The following is an 18,543-nucleotide window of genomic DNA, read 5'->3' on the forward strand; positions in this document are numbered from 1 at the left end:
CGGATGCTGATCTTCATACCCGAGTCGTGCTCTGTCCACTAGGTGGTGTCCAGGGCACGGGGTTTGGGGTGGTGCTCATCGACGGCGACCCACGTCGGGGCCGCTCATGCCGGGTCGTCTTCGGCGGTGAGGTGGCGCAGGTAGGTGTCGGGGTTGTTGAGGCAGCGGCGCCAGTGGTCGACGAGGGTGAGCTCGTCCCAGGTGGTGCGGTGGAAACCGTCCTCGTCGAGCTGGATGACGTCGGCGCCGGGCAGGGAGGCCAGGATGGGAGAGTGCGTGGCGCACACGACCTGCGCGCCCGTCTGGGCCAGCTCGTGCATGAGTGCGACCAGTCGCAGGGATGCGGTGAACGACAATGGGGCCTCGGGTTCGTCCAGGACGTAGAAGCCGGGGGCGGCGAAGATGTGGTTGAAGACTTCGAGGTAGCCCTCGCCGTGGCTCATGGCGGCGGTGTCGGCGTCCCAGTAGCCGAGGGTGCCGCCGAGGTTCTCGGTCATGGAGAAGGCGGTCTCGGCGCGCAGGAAGAAGCCGCGCTTCTTCAGGCGTGGCCCGGCCAGCATCCTCGCGCCGGCCGCGGTGGTGTCCAGGAGCATGACCTCGCCCAGCGGGGTCTTGGTGCGGTCGGGTCGCCCGCGCAGGGCCGAGGCGCGGCCACCGTGGGAGTCGAGGCGGAAGCCTTCGGCGATGGCCTCCACGATGGTGGACTTGCCCGAGCCGTTGTCGCCGACGAGGATCGTCACCGGGCGGGTGAACTCCAGGCCTTCGTCGAGAAGCCGGGCGACGGCCGGGATCGTGTACGGCCATTCGCCGCGGGCTCGCTGGTCAGGTCGGCGGAAATCCGGCACGTACGCGCGGGCGACGAACACCTACTTCTCCCACCCTTCTTCGGGTCGCACATCGTCGCTACACACCGTAGCCGCCGGTCGCGGGCCCGGAATGCCCGATCGAGGTCGTGTCGCACCTGCGCGCGGCGGGTACCGCCCAGGATGTCGGCGAGCGCTACCACCGGCTCGCGGCATCGACTCCGCCCGCACAGGGGCAGCCCTGAAGAAGATCCGGAAGCACATCCCGGCTCTCGTCGAGCTCTAACCCGTCGCTGCGACAATGTCCGCTGACGTCGGCAACGGTCGGAGGAGCGGATGCGCCGGGACGAGGGACGCTGGCCGCTGCCGGTCACCGTCGGCCCGCACCTGCTCCTCCTCCTGCTCGCCGGGTTCACCGCCGCCGCCGGACCGGCCGGCGCCGCGCTGGCCGTCGACCTCGGCCTCTGCGCCCTGGCCGCGGCCTGCTTCGCCGCGCTGGCGCTGCGCCCGGCCTGGCGCACGCGGCAGGCGACGGCGATCGCGCTGATGGCCGTCCTCGTCACCGTCACCGGCGTGCTCGTGCTGCGCCACCCCTGGTTCGGGTTCCTCACCCCCGCCGCCTACGTCTACGCCTTCCGTGTCCCGGACTGGCCCTGGCGGGTCTACGGCGTCGCCCTGGTGGCCGTCTCGGCCGGGATCGCCCAGGGCCACGACCTCGACCCCGTCACCCTCGCGATCGTCATCGCCGCCAACGTCGCCCCCATGTGCGCCTTCGCCGTCGTCGCCCATCGCGGCGAGCTGCGCGGCGAGGAACGCGACCGCGCGCTGGAGCAGGCCCGCCAGGCCAACCGGGAGAACGCCGCCCTGCACGAGCGGCTGCTGGCGCAGGCGCGTGACGTGGCCGTCCGCGAGGAGCGGCAGCGCATGGCCCGCGAAATCCACGACACCCTCGCCCAGGGACTCACCGGCATCGTCAGCCAGCTCCGCGCCGCCGAGACCGCCGGGGACGCCTGGCGCGCCCACGTCGCCACCGCCACCGCGCTCGCCCGCGAGAGCCTGACCGAGGCGCGCCGCTCGGTGCACGCGCTGCGCCCCGAACCGCTGGACACGGCGCGGCTGGGAGAGGCCCTCGCCGCGCTCGCCGAGCGCTGGTCGGCCCGTCACGGCGTCCCGGTGCGCGCCGCCACCACCGGCACGGTGCGCCCGATCGGGCCCGAGGCCGAGGCGGCGTTGCTGCGGATCGCGCAGGAGGCGCTGGCCAACGTCGCCCGGCACGCGCGGGCGAGGATGGTGGGCGTGACGCTGTCCTATTTGGAGCGGGAGGTGGCCGTGGACGTCCGCGACGACGGCGAGGGCTTCGATCCGGCCGCCTCGCACGGTGGTTTCGGGCTGATCGCGATGCGGCAGCGCGCCGAGGCCCTCTCGGGGAGCCTCGACGTGGAGTCCGAGCTTGGGCACGGCACCGGGATCTCCGCCCGCGTTCCCCTGGAGGCTTGCGCATGAAGGCCATCACGCTGGTGATCGCCGATGACCACCCGGTCGTCCGCGACGGGCTGTCGGCGATGTTCGCCCGCGACCCCGCCTTCGCGGTGCTCGGGGAGGCCGCCGACGGCGCCGAGGCCGTCCGCCTCGCCCTCGACCTGCGTCCCGATGTGGTGCTGATGGACCTGCGCATGCCCGGCCTGGACGGCGCGGGCGCCATCCGCGAGCTGGCCGCGCGCGGCGGCACCGCCCGTGTGCTGGTGCTGTCCACGTACGACACCGACGCGCACGTGCTGCCCGCGATCGAGGCCGGGGCGGTCGGCTACCTGCTCAAGGACGCCCCGCGCGAGGAGCTGCTGCGCGGCGTCCGCGCCGCCGCCCGGGGCGAGGCGGTGCTGGCGCCCTCGGTGGCGGCGCTGCTGATGGACCGCGTCCGCAAGCCCGCGCCCGGGCCGCTGAGCGCGCGCGAGCTGGAGGTGCTGAGGCTGGTCGCCGACGGGGCGAGCAACCGCGAGGCGGCGTCGCGGCTGTTCCTGACCGAGGCGACGGTGAAGTCGCATCTGCTCAATGTGTACGCCAAGCTCGGCGTCAACGACCGGGCGGCGGCCGTCGCCGAGGCCTACGAGCGTGGGCTGCTGCGGGCCCGGGGACCGTCCTAGAGCCGGTCGAGTTCGGCGCCGATGGCCTCGCGCAGGACGTCGTGGCGCGCGGCGAGCGCGAACTCCTCATCGCGCCACCGCTCGGGCGGGTACAGCCAGACGGGCTTGCCGACCAGCTCGGGCGGTTCCCAGTCGTAGCGCGGCCAGATGTGGGCGTGCAGGAACGGGTCGGTGTTGCCCAGGATCTCCAGGTTCACCCGCCGGAAGGCGGGGTCGAGCCGTTTGCAGGCGCGCTCGACGGCCTCGCCGAGCCGGTCCATGTCGGACAGGAACGCCATCCGCTCAGGCCGGGGCAGGTCGGTGAGGCGCTGCGCGTGGGCGTCGTCGGTGAGCAGGACGCAGTAGCCGGGCAGGAACTGGACGTCGCCGATCACCGCGAAGCCCGCGTCCAGGCGCCGGAGCACGGTGGGGTTTTCCCCGCGTAGGGTGCTGCCGATCCGGTCGGCTCGCCAGTCGTCGCTCATGCGCACGAACGCTACCCGGCCATGATCGACTTGTCATATGCCGATCGGCACGGCCTCGATCCAGCACTCCTCGACGTGTTCGGCCATCAGGGCACGGGCGTCCTCGGCGTCGGACCGGTTGATGAAGACCCCGGCCGCGCGGACCTCCAGTCGTTTACGGGCCGGATTCTGGTAGGCGTTGGTCATCAGCACGAACACCGACCGGCCGTATCTGGTCGGACCGGAAGGGCGTGGGTCGGGCGAGCGCAGGGCCGCGATGACGTCGGCGCCGGAGGCCAGCTCCAGGCCGCTACTGGCGTACCGGAGCGGAGTCGCCGGCCAATCCGGCCAGAGCGTGTCCGGCGGGTTGAAGAGGCTCTGCTGTACATCGGGCATCACGCCCTCACGCCAAGAGACGAAGTAGGCGATGACGGATCCACTGCGGGCCGCACCGTCGACTATGAACACCTGCGAGTCGGCGCGAACAGGACGGAGTCCCGTGGCTGCCGCCTCGGCTCTCCTGTCGGGCATCCGCAGAGCATAGGGCGGCCGCGGCGGGGGCGGCGAGGGAGTCTCACCCGGCCCGAGCCGTCACCGCAGGTCGCGCCGGTGCCGGACCTCGGCCAGCCCGCGCCAGGGCCGGGTCGCGTCCTCGACGGCGAAGCCGGAGCGCTCGTAGAAGCGCCGCGCCGGTGCGTACCGCTCCAGCGCCCAGACCACGCAGCCGGTGTAGCCCTGCGCGCGCAGCCATGTCACGGCGTCGTCGAGCAGGAGGCGCCCGGCACCGCGTCCCTGTGCCTCGGGGTGCACGTAGAGGGCCAGCAGCACACCGGTGCCCTCCGGCTCGTTCTCCTCGGGCGGTCCGCTCCACGCGAAGCCCAGGACCCCGGTCTCGCCCTCGGCGACGGCGACCCGCTGCCGGGCGTCGGCGGCCGCGCGCGACCAGTTGAGCGCCGTGCGCGCCAGGTCCAGGCCCGCCACGACGTCGGGGATCCACTCCCCGTAGGTGGCCTGCCAGGTGGTCTTCTGCACCGCCGCGATGGCCATGCCGTCGTCTGGATCCGCCGCGCGCACCGTGATCGGGCCCATCACGCCTCCTCCCCATCGGCTAGGTGAAAGCTACCGCTCCCGGCTCGACGACGTCGCGGCCGATCCCGGCCGCCAGCAACGGGATCACCGCGATGAGCATGACGACGGCGGCGATCAGCAACATGGACCGACTGCCCAGCGCGGCACCACCGAGCCCACCGGCCATGGCCCCCAGTGGCAGCGACGCGTAGACGAGGAACCGCCGCGCGGCGTTGACGCGGCCGAGCAGGCCGGGAGGCGTCGCCAGCTGACGCATGGTCAGCTGGCCGATGGTATAGACCGCGCCGGAGAGTCCACCGACGAACTGCCCCACCCCGACCACCACGGCCGGTGCCGTCCCGAATGGCGCGGCCAGCAGCCCGATCGCCGCCGCGCCGGTGAGGACGGCGGTGATCACCGAGCGTCCGAACCCGAAGCGCCGCGCCACCCGGTCGGCGAGCAGGCCACCGAGGATCCCGCCGACACCGGCGGTCACGGCCAGGAGCCCGACCGTCGCGGCGGTGAAGTGCAGCTCGCGGACGAGCGCGAGCACCAGCGACGCGTCGCGCATCGCCACCGCGAAGGCCCCGAGGCCCGAGGACAGGCACAGGGCGACGAGCACGCGGTCCTTGAGGACGTGGGCGAGGCCGCTTCTGATGTCGCCGAGGACTCCCCGCCGTCCGGTGATTCTCGCGGCGGCGAGTTCCGGGGAGCGCAGGAAGAGCAGCAGGAGGCCGGAGAGGAGATAGGAGACGGCATCGACGGCGACCGCGAAGGCCGCTCCGATGAGCTGGACGAGTCCGCCGCCCAGGCCGCTTCCGGCGATGGCGGCGGCCGAGCCGTTGACCGCGATCGCGCTGTTGCCCGCGGCGAGCAGGCGCGGCGGCAGGACCTTCGGGACGGTCGAGGCCGAGGCGAGGTCGTAGACCACCGTCTGCGCCTGCACGAGGAAGACCACGCCGTACAGGACCGGCATCGACAGCAGGCCGAGCAGCCCGAGGATGGGCACGAGGCCCAGGCAGAGCGCCCGGCCGAAGTCGGTCAGGATCAGCACGGCCCGCTGCGGCGCCCGGTCGACGAGGACCCCGGCGGGCAGGCTGAGTAGGACGTGCGGCAGCGCGCTGACGGCGGTCAGGGCACCGATCGCGGCGGGGGAGGCGTGCAGGGTGACGGCGGCCAGGAGTGGGATGGCCAGGCCGGTGATGCCCGAGCCGAGGGATGAGATGAGGTGGGCGCCCCACAGCCGCCTGAAGGCGGGCGAGCCCCGTAGCGCGGATGGCCTGCGTGGTCGGTTCACCGTGAGCACCCCCGTCCGGATCAGGGGACGAGTCTCCCCGATTCAGCGGAGGTGATCAAGGCTCAGAACTCGACGCCCTCGTCCTCCAGGAACTTCTGCGGGTCGAGGTAGCCGCCGTCGATGGTCACCTCGAAGTGCAGGTGCGGGCCGGTGCTGTCGCCGGTCGATCCGGCGCGGCCGATCAGGTCGCCGACCTTGACCTCGTCGCCGGCTTCGACGTCGAGGGCGGAGAAGTGCCCGTAGAGGGTCTGGACGCCGTCGGCGTGCTTGATGACCACGCAGTTGCCGTAGCCGCCGTAGCGCTGGGCCATGACGACGGTGCCGTCGTGGGCGGCGTAGATCTTGTCGCCCATGTTGGCGGCGAAGTCCATGCCCCAGTGCATCTCGCCGTCGCGCCAGCCGCGGGGGCCGTAGGTGTCGCTGATGTCGGCGGTGGAGGGCGCGGCCCAGCCGCTCTTGGCGGGGACGGGCTTCTCGGGGCGCTTCTTCTCCACGGGCGCCTGGCGCTCCTGGCCCCGGGTGGCCTGGTCCTGGGTCTCGCGCTGGCCGATCGCGGCGGCGGCGTTGGAGGGGGTGGCGCCGGTGATGGTGCCGGCGAAGTTGGCCAGGAAGACCATGGCGAGGATCCCGGCGACCAGGACGGCGGCGAGGCCGACGCGGGGCATGGCCACGTCGAGGGCGCCGCGGAAGGAGGGGAGGCGGCGCGAGGCGGCCGGGACCGTCTCGCGGAGGGCCCGCCCGGTGAGGTCGCGGAGGCCGGCGAGGTGCTTGCGGAGGAGAGGCGTCAGGCGGCTCAGATGAGCGGCCGTGCGCTTGGGGTATCCAGGCATAACGTGAGGAAACCTAGCGAGAACACCCGTGATATTCGGCGCGAAACCGGACGATCGGGTCGCATCCGTCACTGGAACGGGCCGCGCGCCGGTCCCAGTCCGCCCGGACGGACGACCCGCCCGGCACGAGTGGCCGATGGCCGCGCGCGGCACGCGTCACACACCCGGCGTAAACCGTGTCATCTGGTCATGCTGGGATCGATCACCATGAACCGTGACCTGCTCGACCGGATGGAAAGCAACCTCGCCGAGCACGCCTGCCACCTGCACCGGGGCATGCCCGGGGCGAGCGTCAGTGAGACCGGGGACGTCCTGGTCGCCGACAGCGGCCTCGACGACGACACCCTTCAACATCGTCGCCGCCGCCCGCTTCAGCGCCGCCGACGCCGCAGCGCGCATCGCCGAGACCGTGGCGAAGCTGGCGTGCACCGGCCGCCGTTTCTCCTGGTGGGTGGGGCCCGCCTCGACCCCGCCGGACCTCTCCGCGCGCCTGGCGGACGCCGGGCTGCCCGCCTCGGAGAGCGAGACGGCGATGTGGGCCGACCTCGGCGACGTCCCGCTGCCGGTCGCCGGGGGGCTGGACGTCCAGCGTGTGACCACACCCGCGCAGCTCGCCGATTACGCGATGGTCCTGGCCGCGAACTGGGACCCGCCCGCCGCGACCGTCCGACGCTTCTTCGCCCGGGCCGCCCCGCGGGCGCTGGACGCGGGATGTGCGGCCCGGTACCTGGTCGGCTACGTCGAGGGCCGCCCGGTCTGCACGGCCGAGGTCTTCGCCCACGCCGGTGTCGCCGGGGTTTACAACATCGCGACCCTGGCCGCCCACCGTCGCCGCGGCCACGGCGGCGCGATGACGCTCGCGGCACTGGATGCGGCCCGCGACCAGGGTGTCGCGGTCCTGCAGGCCTCGGCGGACGGCGAGCCGGTCTACCGCCGCCTGGGCTTTCGCCCCTGCGGCCGCTTCACCGAGCACGCCGTCGGCGGCTGACTTCTACCAGGCCCAGCCCTCGGGGCCGGGCAGGCCGTCGCGCCCGAGTGGCGGGAACAGCTCGTCGAGGCGGTCGAGGATCTCAGGGGTGAGGTCCAGCTTCAGCGCGCCGAGGGCTCCGCTGACCTGTTCGACCGTGCGGGGCCCGATGATCGGGGCGGTGACGGCGGGCTGGGCGAGCAGCCACGCCAGGCCGAGGTCGGCGGGGTCGGTGGCGAGCTCGACGGCGAGGTTCTCGTAACCCTCCACACTGGAGCGCCACCGCTCCAGGTCGTGCGAGGAGCGGTTGTCGGCGCTGCGCGTGGCGGTCCCGTCGCGGAGTTTGCGCAGGACGCCACTGAGCATCCCGCCGTGCAGCGGCGACCACGGCAGCACGCCGATGCCGTGCTCGCGCGCGGCGGGCAGCAGCTCCAGCTCGACGTGCCGGGTGGCCAGGTTGTACAGGCACTGCTCGGAGACCAGGCCCAGGAAGTTGCGCCGGTCGGCGGCTGCTTGGGCGGCCACCAGGTGCCATCCGGCGAAGTTGGAGGAGCCGACGTAGCGGACCTTGCCCGCCGTCACCAGCGTCTCCATCGCCTGCCAGATCTCCTCCCAGGGCACCGATCGGTCCACGTGATGCATCTGGAACAGGTCGATCCAGTCGGTGCCCAAACGCCGCAGCGAGGCCTCGCATCCGGCGATGATGTTGCGCGCCGACAGGCCGCCGTTATTGGGCCAGGAGTCCATCGGCGTGTACACCTTCGTGGCCAACACGACCTTGTCACGGCGGCCCTCGCCGTGAGCGAACCAGCGTCCGATGAAGGACTCCGAGAGCCCGTCGCCGAGGACGGCGCCGTAGGAGTTGGAGGTGTCGAAGAAGTTGATCCCGGCGTCCAGCGCGGTGTCCATCATGGCGTGACTGTCGGCCTCGGTGGCCACCCGGCCGAAGTTCATGGTGCCCAGGCACAGGCGGCTCACGCGCAGGCCGGTGCGGCCCAGGTTGGTGTATTCCATGAGGTGAAACCGTAGGCGGGTTCCCGGCGGTTGCCCTGGTCCACTTCGGACCGCCGATTCTGGTCCGCTTGCTCCGGTGGTCCATTCTGGAGTGTCACGACGGAGGGGGAGCCATGCGGGACGGAATCGGCCCGGAGCACGCCGTGGCGCACGTCCTCGGTCCCGGCGCACGGCCGGTCGGCCTGGCCTTCGCGGCGGCCGGTGGACGGGTGATGACCTGCGCGCACGTGGTCAACACTGCGCTGGGACGGCCCCGCCGCGCACCGGACGAGCCCGACCTGCGGGTGGCCCTGCTGTTCCCGCTGTCGGCCGACGACGCGCCCCGCAGCGCCCGCGTCCTCCACTGGCCGGAGGGGCCGGAATGGGATGCGGGCCGGGATCTGGCGGTCCTGGCGCTCGATGAGCCGATACCCGGCGACGTGCCCGAGCTGATGCTCGCCCCCTACGTGCGCCACGCCGACATCCCCGTGCAGCTCGTCGGATCGGCGGCCACGTCGGGGATGCGGCACGTCCGCGGGCACCTCGTCGGCAGCGTCGCCGCCCATCGCTGGCAGATCAACCAGGAGAACGGCGAGCCCTACCGCGCCGAACCCGGCTTCAGCGGCGGACCGGTCTGGGACCGCAACACCGGCGTGGTCCTCGGTGTCCTGCGCGCGGCCTCCGATGAGCACATGGGTGCCGAGTGCGTCGACTTCTCCTCGATCGATGTGACCGGCATGGCCGAGCGGCGGACGCACTCCGGCGTCGACACCCGTGTCGCGCGGCTTCTGGACGAGGCGACCCGGCTGCTGCCCGAGTACCAGGCGTACGCGGCCTCCGACGTCGACGTCGTGCCCTACCACCATCAGGCCCTCGTCGACGCCGCCGAGAACGTCGCCCACGCCGAGCCCGCGCGCGTTCCCGCCTTCGCCCGTGCCATGACGATGACCTACGACCGCGTCAACTCCGACTCCCTCCTTCGGATGGCGCGGGTGCTGGCCGCACGGCACCCCGAGCGGGCCAGGGCGCTGGTGGCCGAGGCCGGACGCTTGCGGCACGGCGGCACGCAACAGCCATCGCCTGAGACCCTCGCCATGATGGCGGTCGCGCTGGCACCGGGCGATTCCGCGTACGCCGGACGCCTTGTCGCCCAGGCAGAAGCCCGCCTGAGCGACCGGTCCTTCGGCTCTCACGACACGCCCCCGATGGTGCTCGCCCACATCGCCCGAGCGCTGGCGCCCATGGATCCCGATCGCGCCCGCAGCCTCGGCCACCGGGCGCAGACGCTCCTCCAGCGGGAGGACTACGACCAGGAGGACTGGCGCGCGACGCAACTCGCCGAGCTGGCCGCCGTCCTCGCCGAGGTGGACGGCCCGGGAGCCGAGGAGCTGGTGCTCCGCGCCGAGCGCCTGATGGGCCGGACGAGCCGTCACGGCCCCTTCACCAACGGATACCTCTTCGGCATGATCCGGGCGGTGTCCTCAGTGGACCCCGCGTGCGCCGAGCGCATCGTCCGCCGCCGCCCCGACGGATTCCACAAGACGGCGGCGCTGACCATCGTGGCGCGGGCGACGGCCGCGGGCGATCCCGCGTACTGCCTGGCGCTGGCCGGGGAGATCGAGGCGATGGCCGAGACGGTCTTCGCCGACGCGCGGCACACGATCGTCACGGCCGAGACCGCCCGCGCGATCGCCGCCGTCGACCCCGATCGCGCCGAGCGTCTCGTCGACCTCCTGCCGCCGACGCACCGGACGCCGCTGCTCACGCAGATCGCCCGCAGCCTCCGCGAGGGATAGGGCGTCTCACTCCCACGTCGCCGTCTCCGGGTCGATGCCGTGGGCGCGGGCCGAGTCGTCGATGCTGCGCCGGAACCACGCGGCCAGCCCGGCCCGGATGCCGTCGTAGTGGGCGGCGAAGCCCGGGTCGGCCTCGAACATCCGCCCCAGGCACACCTGCATCCGCCGGGTGAGCGGGAAGAAGTTGGAGAAGACCTCGCGGTGGCGTTCGACCAGCGCGTTCGCCTCCGGGCTGCCGGGTGTGACGTCGCGTGCGACGGCGTGGCCGAGGTCGTCCTGCAGCGCCGACATCGCTGCCGACAGCGACCGCCACTCGCCCGGCGTGCGCGACGCCGAGCGCTCGGCGAACTGCGCCCACTGCGGCGAGTCGCCCCATGCCGCGCGCGCCTGGAGCGAGGCGGCGGGGTCCCAGCCGGTCCCGAAGATCTCGGTCTGCTCCTCATCACCGAGGAGGACGCCGCGCTCGTGGGCCTCGGTCAGCCGCGCCAGGCGCTCGTCGAGGCGCTGGAGCTCGCCGATGCGCTCGGCCAGTTTGGCGCGCTGCTCGCGCAGGGTGGCGCCGATCTCGGCGGCCGCGTCGTCCAGGACGGCGCGGATGGCGTCGAGCCCGAGTCCGGCCTCGCGGTAGGCGACGACGCGGTCCAGCCGCTGCACATCGGCCTCGGTGTAGCGGCGGTATCCGGCGGCGGTGCGCAGCGACGGGGAGGCCAGGCCGATCTCGTCCCAGTGGTGCAGCGCGCGGACGGTGACCCCGGCCAGCTCGGCGGCCTCGCCCACCGTGACGGCGTCGCGCTCACGTTCGGTCACGTACGTCATTGTCACCCTCCTCCACCTGCGCCGGGGCGTGGATGCCGACGGCGGCGAGGTCGCGCGCTTCCCGGCTGTGCGGGTCGAAGTCGAGTGCGGCGGTGAACACGACCCGGGCGCCCTCAGGCGTGATCACCGTGACGTCGCGGGTGCGCCAGGGTGTGTCGCGCGGTCCGCTCACGGCGTCCGGCGCGAGGGCCGCGCACGTCTCGGCGATGGCCTCGACCTGGCTCAGCACGCACATGAAGCTCACGCTCATCGCCGCCACGACGGGCTCGGCGTCGGTGGCGGCCGGGACGAGCAGGACGTCCTGGAAGGCCCATCGGCGCAGGTGGATCACCTGTCCCGGGACGCCGAAGAGCTCGACGAAGCCGAAGCCGCGCGTCCAGAACTCGGCCGAGGCCGCCAGGTCGCGCGTGGGGACCGTCACGAACGCCGGCATCGCGTAGATGCCGCGGAAGATCTCCGGCGCGACGGCCTTGACGCCCCGCTCGGCGGTCGGGCCCATCTCGAACGCGTTGAAGAAATCGCTCATGCCGACCACCATCGGCCCTCACGCGGCGTGAGGGTCAAGCCCGATCGCGCGATTGGGTCTCTTCACGGCATTGAGCCCGATTCGGGCGTGTCCTAGTTCATCCAGTTTCGTAGCTTCTTCTTGGCGTCGGCGAAGCTCTCCTCGCCGTAGACGACGATGAGGATGTCGGGATCCTCAAGCGCCTGCGCGGCGTGGACGGCGCACATGCGGGTCTGGAACTCCGGATAGCGGCGTGGCTGGACGACGGCGGCGACCGGTGCCGTGCAGGCCGGGGCGTCACGGCCTGCACCCCGGCATCCCGGTGGGGCGTCATAGGGGTTCTGGAAGACCGCGTCGGCCGCCGGATTGCGGGGCGCAGGTGGTTCACCGGCCGGTCCGAAGGCTTCGGTCATGCCGGTCATCTTCCTCGGCGCCGGCGGCCTTGTCACCCCTGGCCGGTAGAGCGGTTCGTGCGCAGCCTCATCCTTCTTGCCGCACGGTGTGGGCGGTGGCAACCTCAGGCGGGTGCGGCCTGCCGGGGGCGGGTGTGGTTGAGCGGCCGGTGGCGGCCAGGGCCGCTGCGAGTCCGGCGGTGGTGATCCATACCGGGATGTCGGTGAGCAGCGGGTCGACCGTGGCGGAGGTGTCGGCGGCGATGCCGGTGGTGATGAACATGGCGAAGCTGTTGTTGGCGCTGTGGGCGATGACGGCCGGCCACACCGAGCCCGACTTCAGATCCAGCCAGCCCAGGATGATGGCCGACAGCATGCACGAGACCGACATCTCCACGATGCCCAGCACGCCGGCGTCGTCGAAGTTGAATCCCCTCAGCAGTAGCGGTACGTGCCACAGGGCCCACAGCAGCCCGTTGAACAGCAGTGCCGGCCACAATCCCCAGGGGAGCAGTTTGGGCATCAGGTAGCCCCGCCATCCCCATTCCTCGCCGAAGCACGGCAGCAGCCCGGCGATGAAGAACACCGTCATGGCGGCCAGCCCGCTCAGCGACACCGTCGCGGTGGACGACTCGGCGGCGCCGGGCATGCCGAGCTGGCCGGACAGGAAATGCCGCACCCCGGACAGGCCCGGTATGTCCAGATCGGCCACGCCGAGCGTCATGCCCAGTGGCAGCGCGATCAGTGCCGCCAGTACCGGGTAGGAGAATCCGGCCAGGCCGAAGGCCAGGCGGCGGCCCCGCCGCGGCAGCCGCAGGCTGGTGGCGGATACGACCCCTTCGGCGGGCGGGAACACCTTGAGGGTGATCGCGGTGGCGAGGGCCGGTACGAACATGGTCGACAGGCTGACGAACAGGAACGCGGGCCCGCCTACGGCCACATCACCCGTCCACAGTGGTACCGCGGTCAGGCAGGCGCCGCCGAAGGGCAACGCCGGCCATAGGCCGAGTTCACCCCGGCGGATCTTGTTGTGCGAGATGGACTCCCCATCAGTTGATCAGAGAGACCGAAGCCATAGATTCCACAAGGGACGGGCATTGCCGCGCACTACCCAATGTGGGTAGTGCAGGCTGCACCACCCGCCGAAACCGGCGATGTGGCGGTCGGCGCCCACCCGCTGATCGTGGCCGGACGGACCCTGCCCGGCTATACCGCCGGCGCGGCTAGTCGACCAGCGCGCGCAGCAGCTCCCGCAGTCGCTCCTGCTCCTCGCCGTCCAGTGCGCTCAGGGGTGAGCGCTCGTCGAGGTGCTCGATGACGGTGGTGCGGAAGGCCTCGCCGGCGGGGGTGAGCACGATCAGTTTGGCGCGGCGGTCGCTGGGGTGGGGCTTGCGCTCGATGAGGTCCTGCTGTTCGAGGCGGTCCAGGACGAAGGTCGCGTTGGAGGGCTCGCAGGACATGCGCACGGCCAGCTCGCGGGCGGTGATGGGCTCGGAGAGCTCGCGCAGGGCGACCACCTGGGAGGCGGTGACGCCGAGTTTCTCGGCGACGCGGCGGACGTGGACGTCGAGCCGCTGGGCGAAGCGGTGCACGAGCTTGCACACGTCGCGCTCCATCTCGTCCTCGCTCGCCATGACCCCACTCTAGCGCGAATGCTTCGAACCATGATAGTTCTAGTTCACATCATTTGAGTTCGAACTATCGGAGTCTCATGCCCCTCCCCGTGCTGTCCCTCATGCTCGTCGTCTTCGGCCTCACCACCGGCGAATTCGTCATCGCCGGGATCCTCCCCGAGGTCGCCGCCGACCTCACCGTCTCGATCCCAGCGGCCGGGCTGCTGGTCACCGCCTACGCCGTCGGCATGATCCTCGGTGGGCCGCTGGTCACCGTCGCCACCGCGCGGATCCCGCGCCGCCCGCTCATCTCCGGGCTCATCGCCGTCTCCGTCGCCGCCAACGCCGCCTCGGCCGTCGCGCCCGGCTACGGCGTCCTGCTCGCCACGCGCTTCGCCGCCGGGTTCGTCGTCGCCACGTTCTTCGCGGTGGCCATCGCGACGGCGGTGTCGACCGCGCCGCCCGGACGCCAGGCGTCCACCGTCGCCAAAATCGCCCTCGGCCTCAACCTCGGCATCATCCTGGGCACCCCCGCCGGGACCCTCATCGGCCAGCACCTCGGCTGGCGCGCCACCTTCGCCGCCGTCGCCGTCCTCACCTCCGCCGCCTGGGCGCTCGTCGCCTGGTCGGTGCCCGCCGGACCGCCCATCGCCACCGGCCCCGTCCTCGGCGAGCTGCGCGTGCTTACCCGCCGCGACGTGCGTCTGGCCATCGCGCTGACCGTGCTCGGCAACATCGGCGTGGTCACCGTCTTCACCTTCATCACCCCGCTGCTCACCGAGGTCAGCGGCTTCGCCGCCGGGACCGTCCCGGTCCTGCTGCTCGTCTACGGCGCCGGCGCCGTCGTCGGCAACCACCTGGGCGGACGCCTCGCCGACCGCGCGCTCCTGCCGTCCCTGACCTGGCTGCTCACCGCGCTGATGGCGACGCTGACGCTGTTCTGGGCGCTCGCCGGACACCAGATCGCCGCGCTGGTTTTGACCTTCGCCACCGGTGTCCTCGCCTTCGCGATCGTCCCGGGCATGCAGACGCGCGTGATGACCGCCGCCGGGCGGGCGCCGGCGCTCGCGCTCGCGGTCAACGCCTCCGGCTTTCAGCTGGCGGCGGCCGCGGCCGCGTGGCTCGGCGGCGTGGTCATCGACGGTCCGGGCGTGCGCGCGATCTACCCCGTCGCCGCCGCCCTCACCGCCACCGGACTGGCCGTCGCGCTGATCTCCCGCCGCCGCGAGCGGGCCACCGTCGACGCCTGAGTCAAACCCCTGGGCCGAGCGGCCCGGAGTGGGCCACACTGCCCGCATGAACCCGGACGACCACGCCTCACCCCGCGAGCGGGCCCTGCGGCACGTCGCCTCCCTCTCGGAGGGCACGCCGCTGGACCCCTCGCTGCGGGTGACCCTGAACTTCCACCCCGACCGTCTGCTCGCCGGGCGGATCGTCCTCGCGGCGATGGCCGGGGACGGCGTGTACCTCTCCCAGTTCGTCACCGGCACGGGCAACGGCGGCCTGACCGCGTTCCCCGGCGGCGACCGCTGGCGCTGGGAGAGCCGGATCTTCGGCGGCGCCTACGACGAGGCGCCGCCGCATGAGCGGCCCGTCTACGGCGCCCTGAACTTCCGCCACCGGACCACCGGTGCGGCACCCCGCTTCGGCTCGGCCCACCTGCGCCTGGCCGCCACGGTCCTCGCCCGGACCACCTTCTGCTACCCCGACAGCTTCTTCGAGCCCTCCGCCTTCGGCACCGCCGAGCGCATGTCGCTGATCAAACTGGCCGCCGCCGATGATCAGGACGTGCTCGACGACTACGTCGAGGCCCAGGTCCACGGGCCCGTGCTGCTCGCCGGGCACGTTGAGGCCGTCGTCCTCGACCCGAGCCATCGGGGCACGGAGGTGGAGGAGGCGGCCCGGCTGCTGCCCTGCCCGGTGGAGTGGCACGCGGGCTTCCGGCTGACGGTGGAGGAGCTGCGCCGCCACCCGGACTATCGCGGGCCCGAGCATGTGGAGCTCGGTGCGCGGCTCGCCGTCGACAGCCTGCTCGACCCGCGCGTGCTGGGCGAGGCCGCCCGGAGTGGCCGTCATGACCCGCAGGCGCTCAAGAAGGTCTGGCACTACGTCGCGCGCTTCGGGGCACCCGGCTAGACCGGTGCTGACCGGGGGCGTTGCCTGGTGCACGCGGAACTGGGATGCTCGGTGTGTCGCGTCCCAATTGAGGAGTCCTGAGATGGTTTCGACATCCCCGTGGAAGAAGTCCAGCCGCAGTCAAAACCAGGGCCAGTGCGTGGAGGCGCGGATCACTGGGGGCCGTGTCCAGGCCCGCGACAGTAAGCAGCTCGACGGTCCTGTGCTCACCGTCTCATCCGCCGATTGGGCCGTTTTCCTGGCCGTCATCACCCGTTAAGTCCCTCATCGTCCCGGTCCGTCGCGCCGTCCGGGGGCCTCGGGACGCGATCGGTCGCGGTGAGTCGAAGGCGGTATCCGAGGGGTCTATAGCATTTGATGATGGATGGAGAACGGTACCGGCAGGTCTACACCAATCGCCAGACTGGCGGGGTGAGGTCGAGCGAGAACGGCCGGTCCCGCGAGTCCTGCGAGTGCATTGAGCAGTCGCATTCGCGGCCGAGGCGGCCCACGCGGTTTCACGGTGACCTGCAGGACACCTCGGCGCAGGGGTGGCTGCGCCTGCTCGACCTGATCGAGGAGGCCGCCGCCGACGGGCGGGACATCTTCAAGCCGTTCGCGGACCTGACGCCCGAGCAGCGCAGCCAGGTCGTGACGCTGCCGGCGACGATCGGCAAGCTGACCGCGGTGAAGCATCTCGTGCTGTACGGCAGCAACCTGGTGCGGATCCCGCCGGAGATCGGCGGGATGAAGAGCCTGGTCGAGTTCACCCCGTACACGTCGTACCGGCTCCACTGGTTCCCCTACGAGCTGAGCCGCCTGCCGAACCTGCGGGGCAGCACGGTCAGCACGCGCGCGGTCTACGGCAACTACAAGTACCGGCCGCACTTCCCGCCGCTGACGGGCGTCGCCGACGAGCACACCGACCTCGGCGATCTCGACCCGGGCGTGTGGGGTACGACGTCGATCAGCGCGTGCAGTGTCTGCGACGGGCCGGTTGAGGCGGCGACGTTGCGGCAGGTGTGGATCTCGCTGCGGACCTCGGGCGCCGACGTCCTGCCGCTGCTGGTCAACGCGTGCTCGACGGCGTGCGTGGAGTCGCTGCCCCAGCCGGCGAAGGGTTATGTGCAGGTGCCGCACGCGGGTGGACCCAATGTCCCGCAGCCCGCGCGCGGCCCCATCGCCCACTGACCCGAACGGGAAGACGTAAGACCCTGCCGGGGCTCTCACCGGGCCCCGGCAGGGTGTCCTCAGGACGCCAATCCGAGGACGGCGGACCGGCCAGCGTCGCGCAACCCGGGCGGTCCGGGGAAAGGGCGGTCAGGCCAGGCCCGCCGCCCGGCGGAGTCGTTTGACCGGCTCGCATGGCCAGGGGACCGAGGGGCCGGATCTGTTGTCGCGGTTGGCGGCGCGTGTGCAGGTGGCGCAGCAGACGCCGCCGTTGCCGTCGGGGAAGTGGGTGCCGTCGTGAGGTGTTCGCTCCCGGGTGTCCACTGTGCTCATTTCCCGATTCCTCTCAGGGCGACATTCGCCTCCCGGTAGTCCCGGCAGGGCCACTCGCGGTGGCATTTCTGGCAGGTGTGGGCGCCGGGGCTCGGGCGATGTGCCAGCAATCGCCGGGCCTGTTGGTAATACGGGTGAGGCGCCGGATGGTGACGCCGTTCGGGTCGTATGACCGGTTCGGTGCTTCTGTCGCGCATGGCCCCCACCAATTCGCGTTTGGAGGGCCCGGCCTCCGCCGGGCCGGGGCAGCCGACGGAGACCGGGATCCCTATACCGGCCCCAAGCCCCACCCTTGGGACTCCGCGTGAGCAGGACTGTCACGTGGCCCGAAGGCCATTCCTGCCCCTCCCACCGAGGGAGCGCCGGTACACATCAGACGCTATTGGCGACACCGGATCGACTCAATACCAAACACGCCGAAGCTACCCGGTTGTCTATCGAACGCTCCAATAACTGGAACAATGTGGCGATGCCGATCACACGCACCGGACACGCCCTCGGGCGGCGACTGCGGAGGCTGCGCAAGGCGGCCCACCTCAGCCTTCGCGACGTCGCGGCCACCAGCATCGTCACCGGACCCTCGACTCTCCTGCGCCTCGAAGAGGGCGAGCGGACGCGGATGACGTTTCCCACCATCGGGGCGCTCGCCCGCCTTTATGGCGCACCGCCTGAGCTGTGCGTCGAGCTGGAGGAAATGTTCAAGGCGGCGCAGCGGGACAAGCCGTGGAGTGACGACTTCACCGGCAACATCATCAAGGGCTTCTCGTGGTTTCTGGAGATGGAGGCCCAAGCCGAATCGATGAAGATCTACGCGCCGGATCTGGTCATCGGACTACTCCAGACCCGGGACTACGCCGAGGCTCTGAGTCGGCAGCATGACGCCGACGACGAGCAATTGCGCGACTGGATGACCGTGCTGGAACGGCGATGGGCGGCGGTCTGGGAAAGGGATCCCGCGCCCGGGATCAAGGTGCTCATGGGGGAGTGGGCGCTTCGCGGGCGGGTCAGCGAGGAGCAGACCGCCCGGCTGCGCTCGGCCGGAGCCGAGGTGCGCGTGCTGCCCATCGCCGACGGCCCGTACCCGTTCCTTCGCGGCCCCTTCACGCTGCTCACCTTCTCCGGCAGTGAGGACGAGCCCGATTGCCTGTACACCGAAGGGCTTGAAGGCAGTCGTTACGAGGAGGATCATGAGACGACCGCGCTCTACCATCGGGTCTTTGACCGGATGTTCGGCAAGGCACGTCGAATAGAGGAGTTCTGA

The 18,543-nt window shown here is 71.8% G+C and carries 22 protein-coding genes; 9 read left to right on the forward strand and 13 right to left on the reverse strand.

The annotated features are described in order from the left end of the window. Window positions 1–104: 104 nt before the first annotated feature. Entirely contained in the window at window positions 105–866 is a 762-nt protein-coding gene (locus tag QSK10_RS13955; protein ID WP_285663205.1) for an AAA family ATPase, read from the reverse strand. A 273-nt stretch (window positions 867–1,139) separates the two neighbouring features. Between QSK10_RS13955 and QSK10_RS13960 the strand changes: the two genes are divergently transcribed. Further along, window positions 1,140–2,306, forward strand: a complete 1,167-nt coding sequence (locus QSK10_RS13960) for a sensor histidine kinase (protein ID WP_285663206.1) — start codon at window positions 1,140–1,142, stop codon at window positions 2,304–2,306. Next, window positions 2,303–2,944, forward strand: a complete 642-nt coding sequence (locus QSK10_RS13965) for a response regulator (RefSeq protein WP_285663207.1) — start codon at window positions 2,303–2,305, stop codon at window positions 2,942–2,944. Before QSK10_RS13960 ends, QSK10_RS13965 begins: the two co-directional genes overlap by 4 nt. Here QSK10_RS13965 and QSK10_RS13970 read toward each other — a convergent pair. The 5 genes from QSK10_RS13970 to QSK10_RS13990 form a co-directional block, all read right to left on the reverse strand. Further along, the gene (locus QSK10_RS13970) at window positions 2,941–3,408 is read right to left on the reverse strand and encodes an HIT family protein (RefSeq protein WP_285663208.1); all 468 of its coding nucleotides are present in this window, start codon (window positions 3,406–3,408) and stop codon (window positions 2,941–2,943) included. The genes QSK10_RS13965 and QSK10_RS13970 overlap by 4 nt on opposite strands. Window positions 3,409–3,441: 33 nt before the next feature. Next, on the reverse strand, window positions 3,442–3,918 hold the full coding sequence (locus tag QSK10_RS13975) for a hypothetical protein (RefSeq protein WP_285663209.1): 477 nt from the start codon (window positions 3,916–3,918) through the stop codon (window positions 3,442–3,444). 60 nt (window positions 3,919–3,978) lie between these two features. Beyond that, the gene (locus tag QSK10_RS13980; protein ID WP_285663210.1) at window positions 3,979–4,476 is read right to left on the reverse strand and encodes a GNAT family N-acetyltransferase; all 498 of its coding nucleotides are present in this window, start codon (window positions 4,474–4,476) and stop codon (window positions 3,979–3,981) included. A 19-nt stretch (window positions 4,477–4,495) separates the two neighbouring features. Further along, window positions 4,496–5,752 carry an MFS transporter gene (locus tag QSK10_RS13985; RefSeq protein WP_285663211.1) on the reverse strand — a complete coding sequence of 419 codons (1,257 nt, stop codon included), beginning with the start codon at window positions 5,750–5,752 and terminating at the stop codon, window positions 4,496–4,498. 62 nt (window positions 5,753–5,814) lie between these two features. Then, window positions 5,815–6,582: a M23 family metallopeptidase gene (locus QSK10_RS13990; RefSeq protein ID WP_285663212.1), complete on the reverse strand. Its 768-nt coding sequence runs from the start codon at window positions 6,580–6,582 to the stop codon at window positions 5,815–5,817. 295 nt (window positions 6,583–6,877) lie between these two features. Between QSK10_RS13990 and QSK10_RS13995 the strand changes: the two genes are divergently transcribed. Then, complete coding sequence (locus QSK10_RS13995) at window positions 6,878–7,570, forward strand: GNAT family N-acetyltransferase (protein WP_285663213.1); 693 nt, start codon at window positions 6,878–6,880, stop codon at window positions 7,568–7,570. A gap of 3 nt (window positions 7,571–7,573) precedes the next feature. Here the strand turns inward: QSK10_RS13995 and QSK10_RS14000 are convergent, their stop codons facing one another. Continuing rightward, window positions 7,574–8,563: an aldo/keto reductase gene (locus QSK10_RS14000; protein WP_285663214.1), complete on the reverse strand. Its 990-nt coding sequence runs from the start codon at window positions 8,561–8,563 to the stop codon at window positions 7,574–7,576. A gap of 113 nt (window positions 8,564–8,676) precedes the next feature. On the opposite strand from QSK10_RS14000, the gene QSK10_RS14005 reads away from it, so the two are divergent. Beyond that, window positions 8,677–10,338, forward strand: coding sequence for a S1 family peptidase (locus tag QSK10_RS14005; protein ID WP_285663215.1), 1,662 nt, complete (start codon window positions 8,677–8,679; stop codon window positions 10,336–10,338). Window positions 10,339–10,344: 6 nt separating this feature from the next. Here the strand turns inward: QSK10_RS14005 and QSK10_RS14010 are convergent, their stop codons facing one another. The 5 genes from QSK10_RS14010 to QSK10_RS14030 form a co-directional block, all read right to left on the reverse strand. After that, window positions 10,345–11,154 (reverse strand): MerR family transcriptional regulator, encoded by an 810-nt coding sequence (locus tag QSK10_RS14010; RefSeq protein WP_285663216.1) that lies wholly within the window; start codon window positions 11,152–11,154, stop codon window positions 10,345–10,347. After that, the gene (locus QSK10_RS14015; protein ID WP_285663217.1) at window positions 11,132–11,680 is read right to left on the reverse strand and encodes a VOC family protein; all 549 of its coding nucleotides are present in this window, start codon (window positions 11,678–11,680) and stop codon (window positions 11,132–11,134) included. The genes QSK10_RS14010 and QSK10_RS14015 overlap by 23 nt, the downstream gene beginning before the upstream one ends. A 92-nt stretch (window positions 11,681–11,772) precedes the next feature. Next, complete coding sequence (locus QSK10_RS14020; RefSeq protein WP_285663218.1) at window positions 11,773–12,072, reverse strand: hypothetical protein; 300 nt, start codon at window positions 12,070–12,072, stop codon at window positions 11,773–11,775. 67 nt (window positions 12,073–12,139) lie between these two features. Then, complete coding sequence (locus QSK10_RS14025; RefSeq protein ID WP_285663219.1) at window positions 12,140–12,946, reverse strand: CPBP family intramembrane glutamic endopeptidase; 807 nt, start codon at window positions 12,944–12,946, stop codon at window positions 12,140–12,142. Between the two features lie 328 nt (window positions 12,947–13,274). Further along, complete coding sequence (locus tag QSK10_RS14030) at window positions 13,275–13,685, reverse strand: MarR family winged helix-turn-helix transcriptional regulator (protein WP_285663221.1); 411 nt, start codon at window positions 13,683–13,685, stop codon at window positions 13,275–13,277. Between the two features lie 77 nt (window positions 13,686–13,762). On the opposite strand from QSK10_RS14030, the gene QSK10_RS14035 reads away from it, so the two are divergent. The 4 genes from QSK10_RS14035 (at window position 13,763) to QSK10_RS14050 (ending at window position 16,970) form a co-directional block, all read left to right on the forward strand. Further along, complete coding sequence (locus QSK10_RS14035) at window positions 13,763–14,914, forward strand: MFS transporter (protein WP_285663222.1); 1,152 nt, start codon at window positions 13,763–13,765, stop codon at window positions 14,912–14,914. Window positions 14,915–15,110: 196 nt separating this feature from the next. Next, the gene (locus QSK10_RS14040) at window positions 15,111–15,800 is read left to right on the forward strand and encodes a DUF3626 domain-containing protein (RefSeq protein WP_285664454.1); all 690 of its coding nucleotides are present in this window, start codon (window positions 15,111–15,113) and stop codon (window positions 15,798–15,800) included. Between the two features lie 82 nt (window positions 15,801–15,882). After that, complete coding sequence (locus QSK10_RS14045) at window positions 15,883–16,059, forward strand: DUF397 domain-containing protein (protein WP_285663223.1); 177 nt, start codon at window positions 15,883–15,885, stop codon at window positions 16,057–16,059. A gap of 152 nt (window positions 16,060–16,211) precedes the next feature. Beyond that, window positions 16,212–16,970 (forward strand): leucine-rich repeat domain-containing protein, encoded by a 759-nt coding sequence (locus QSK10_RS14050; protein ID WP_285663224.1) that lies wholly within the window; start codon window positions 16,212–16,214, stop codon window positions 16,968–16,970. Between the two features lie 129 nt (window positions 16,971–17,099). Here the strand turns inward: QSK10_RS14050 and QSK10_RS14055 are convergent, their stop codons facing one another. Beyond that, on the reverse strand, window positions 17,100–17,282 hold the full coding sequence (locus tag QSK10_RS14055; protein ID WP_285663225.1) for a hypothetical protein: 183 nt from the start codon (window positions 17,280–17,282) through the stop codon (window positions 17,100–17,102). A gap of 469 nt (window positions 17,283–17,751) precedes the next feature. Between QSK10_RS14055 and QSK10_RS14060 the strand changes: the two genes are divergently transcribed. Then, window positions 17,752–18,543, forward strand: coding sequence for a helix-turn-helix domain-containing protein (locus QSK10_RS14060; protein ID WP_285663226.1), 792 nt, complete (start codon window positions 17,752–17,754; stop codon window positions 18,541–18,543).

Source organism: Actinorhabdospora filicis (genome assembly GCF_030269765.1).
Taxonomy (GTDB): domain Bacteria; phylum Actinomycetota; class Actinomycetes; order Mycobacteriales; family Micromonosporaceae; genus Actinorhabdospora; species Actinorhabdospora filicis.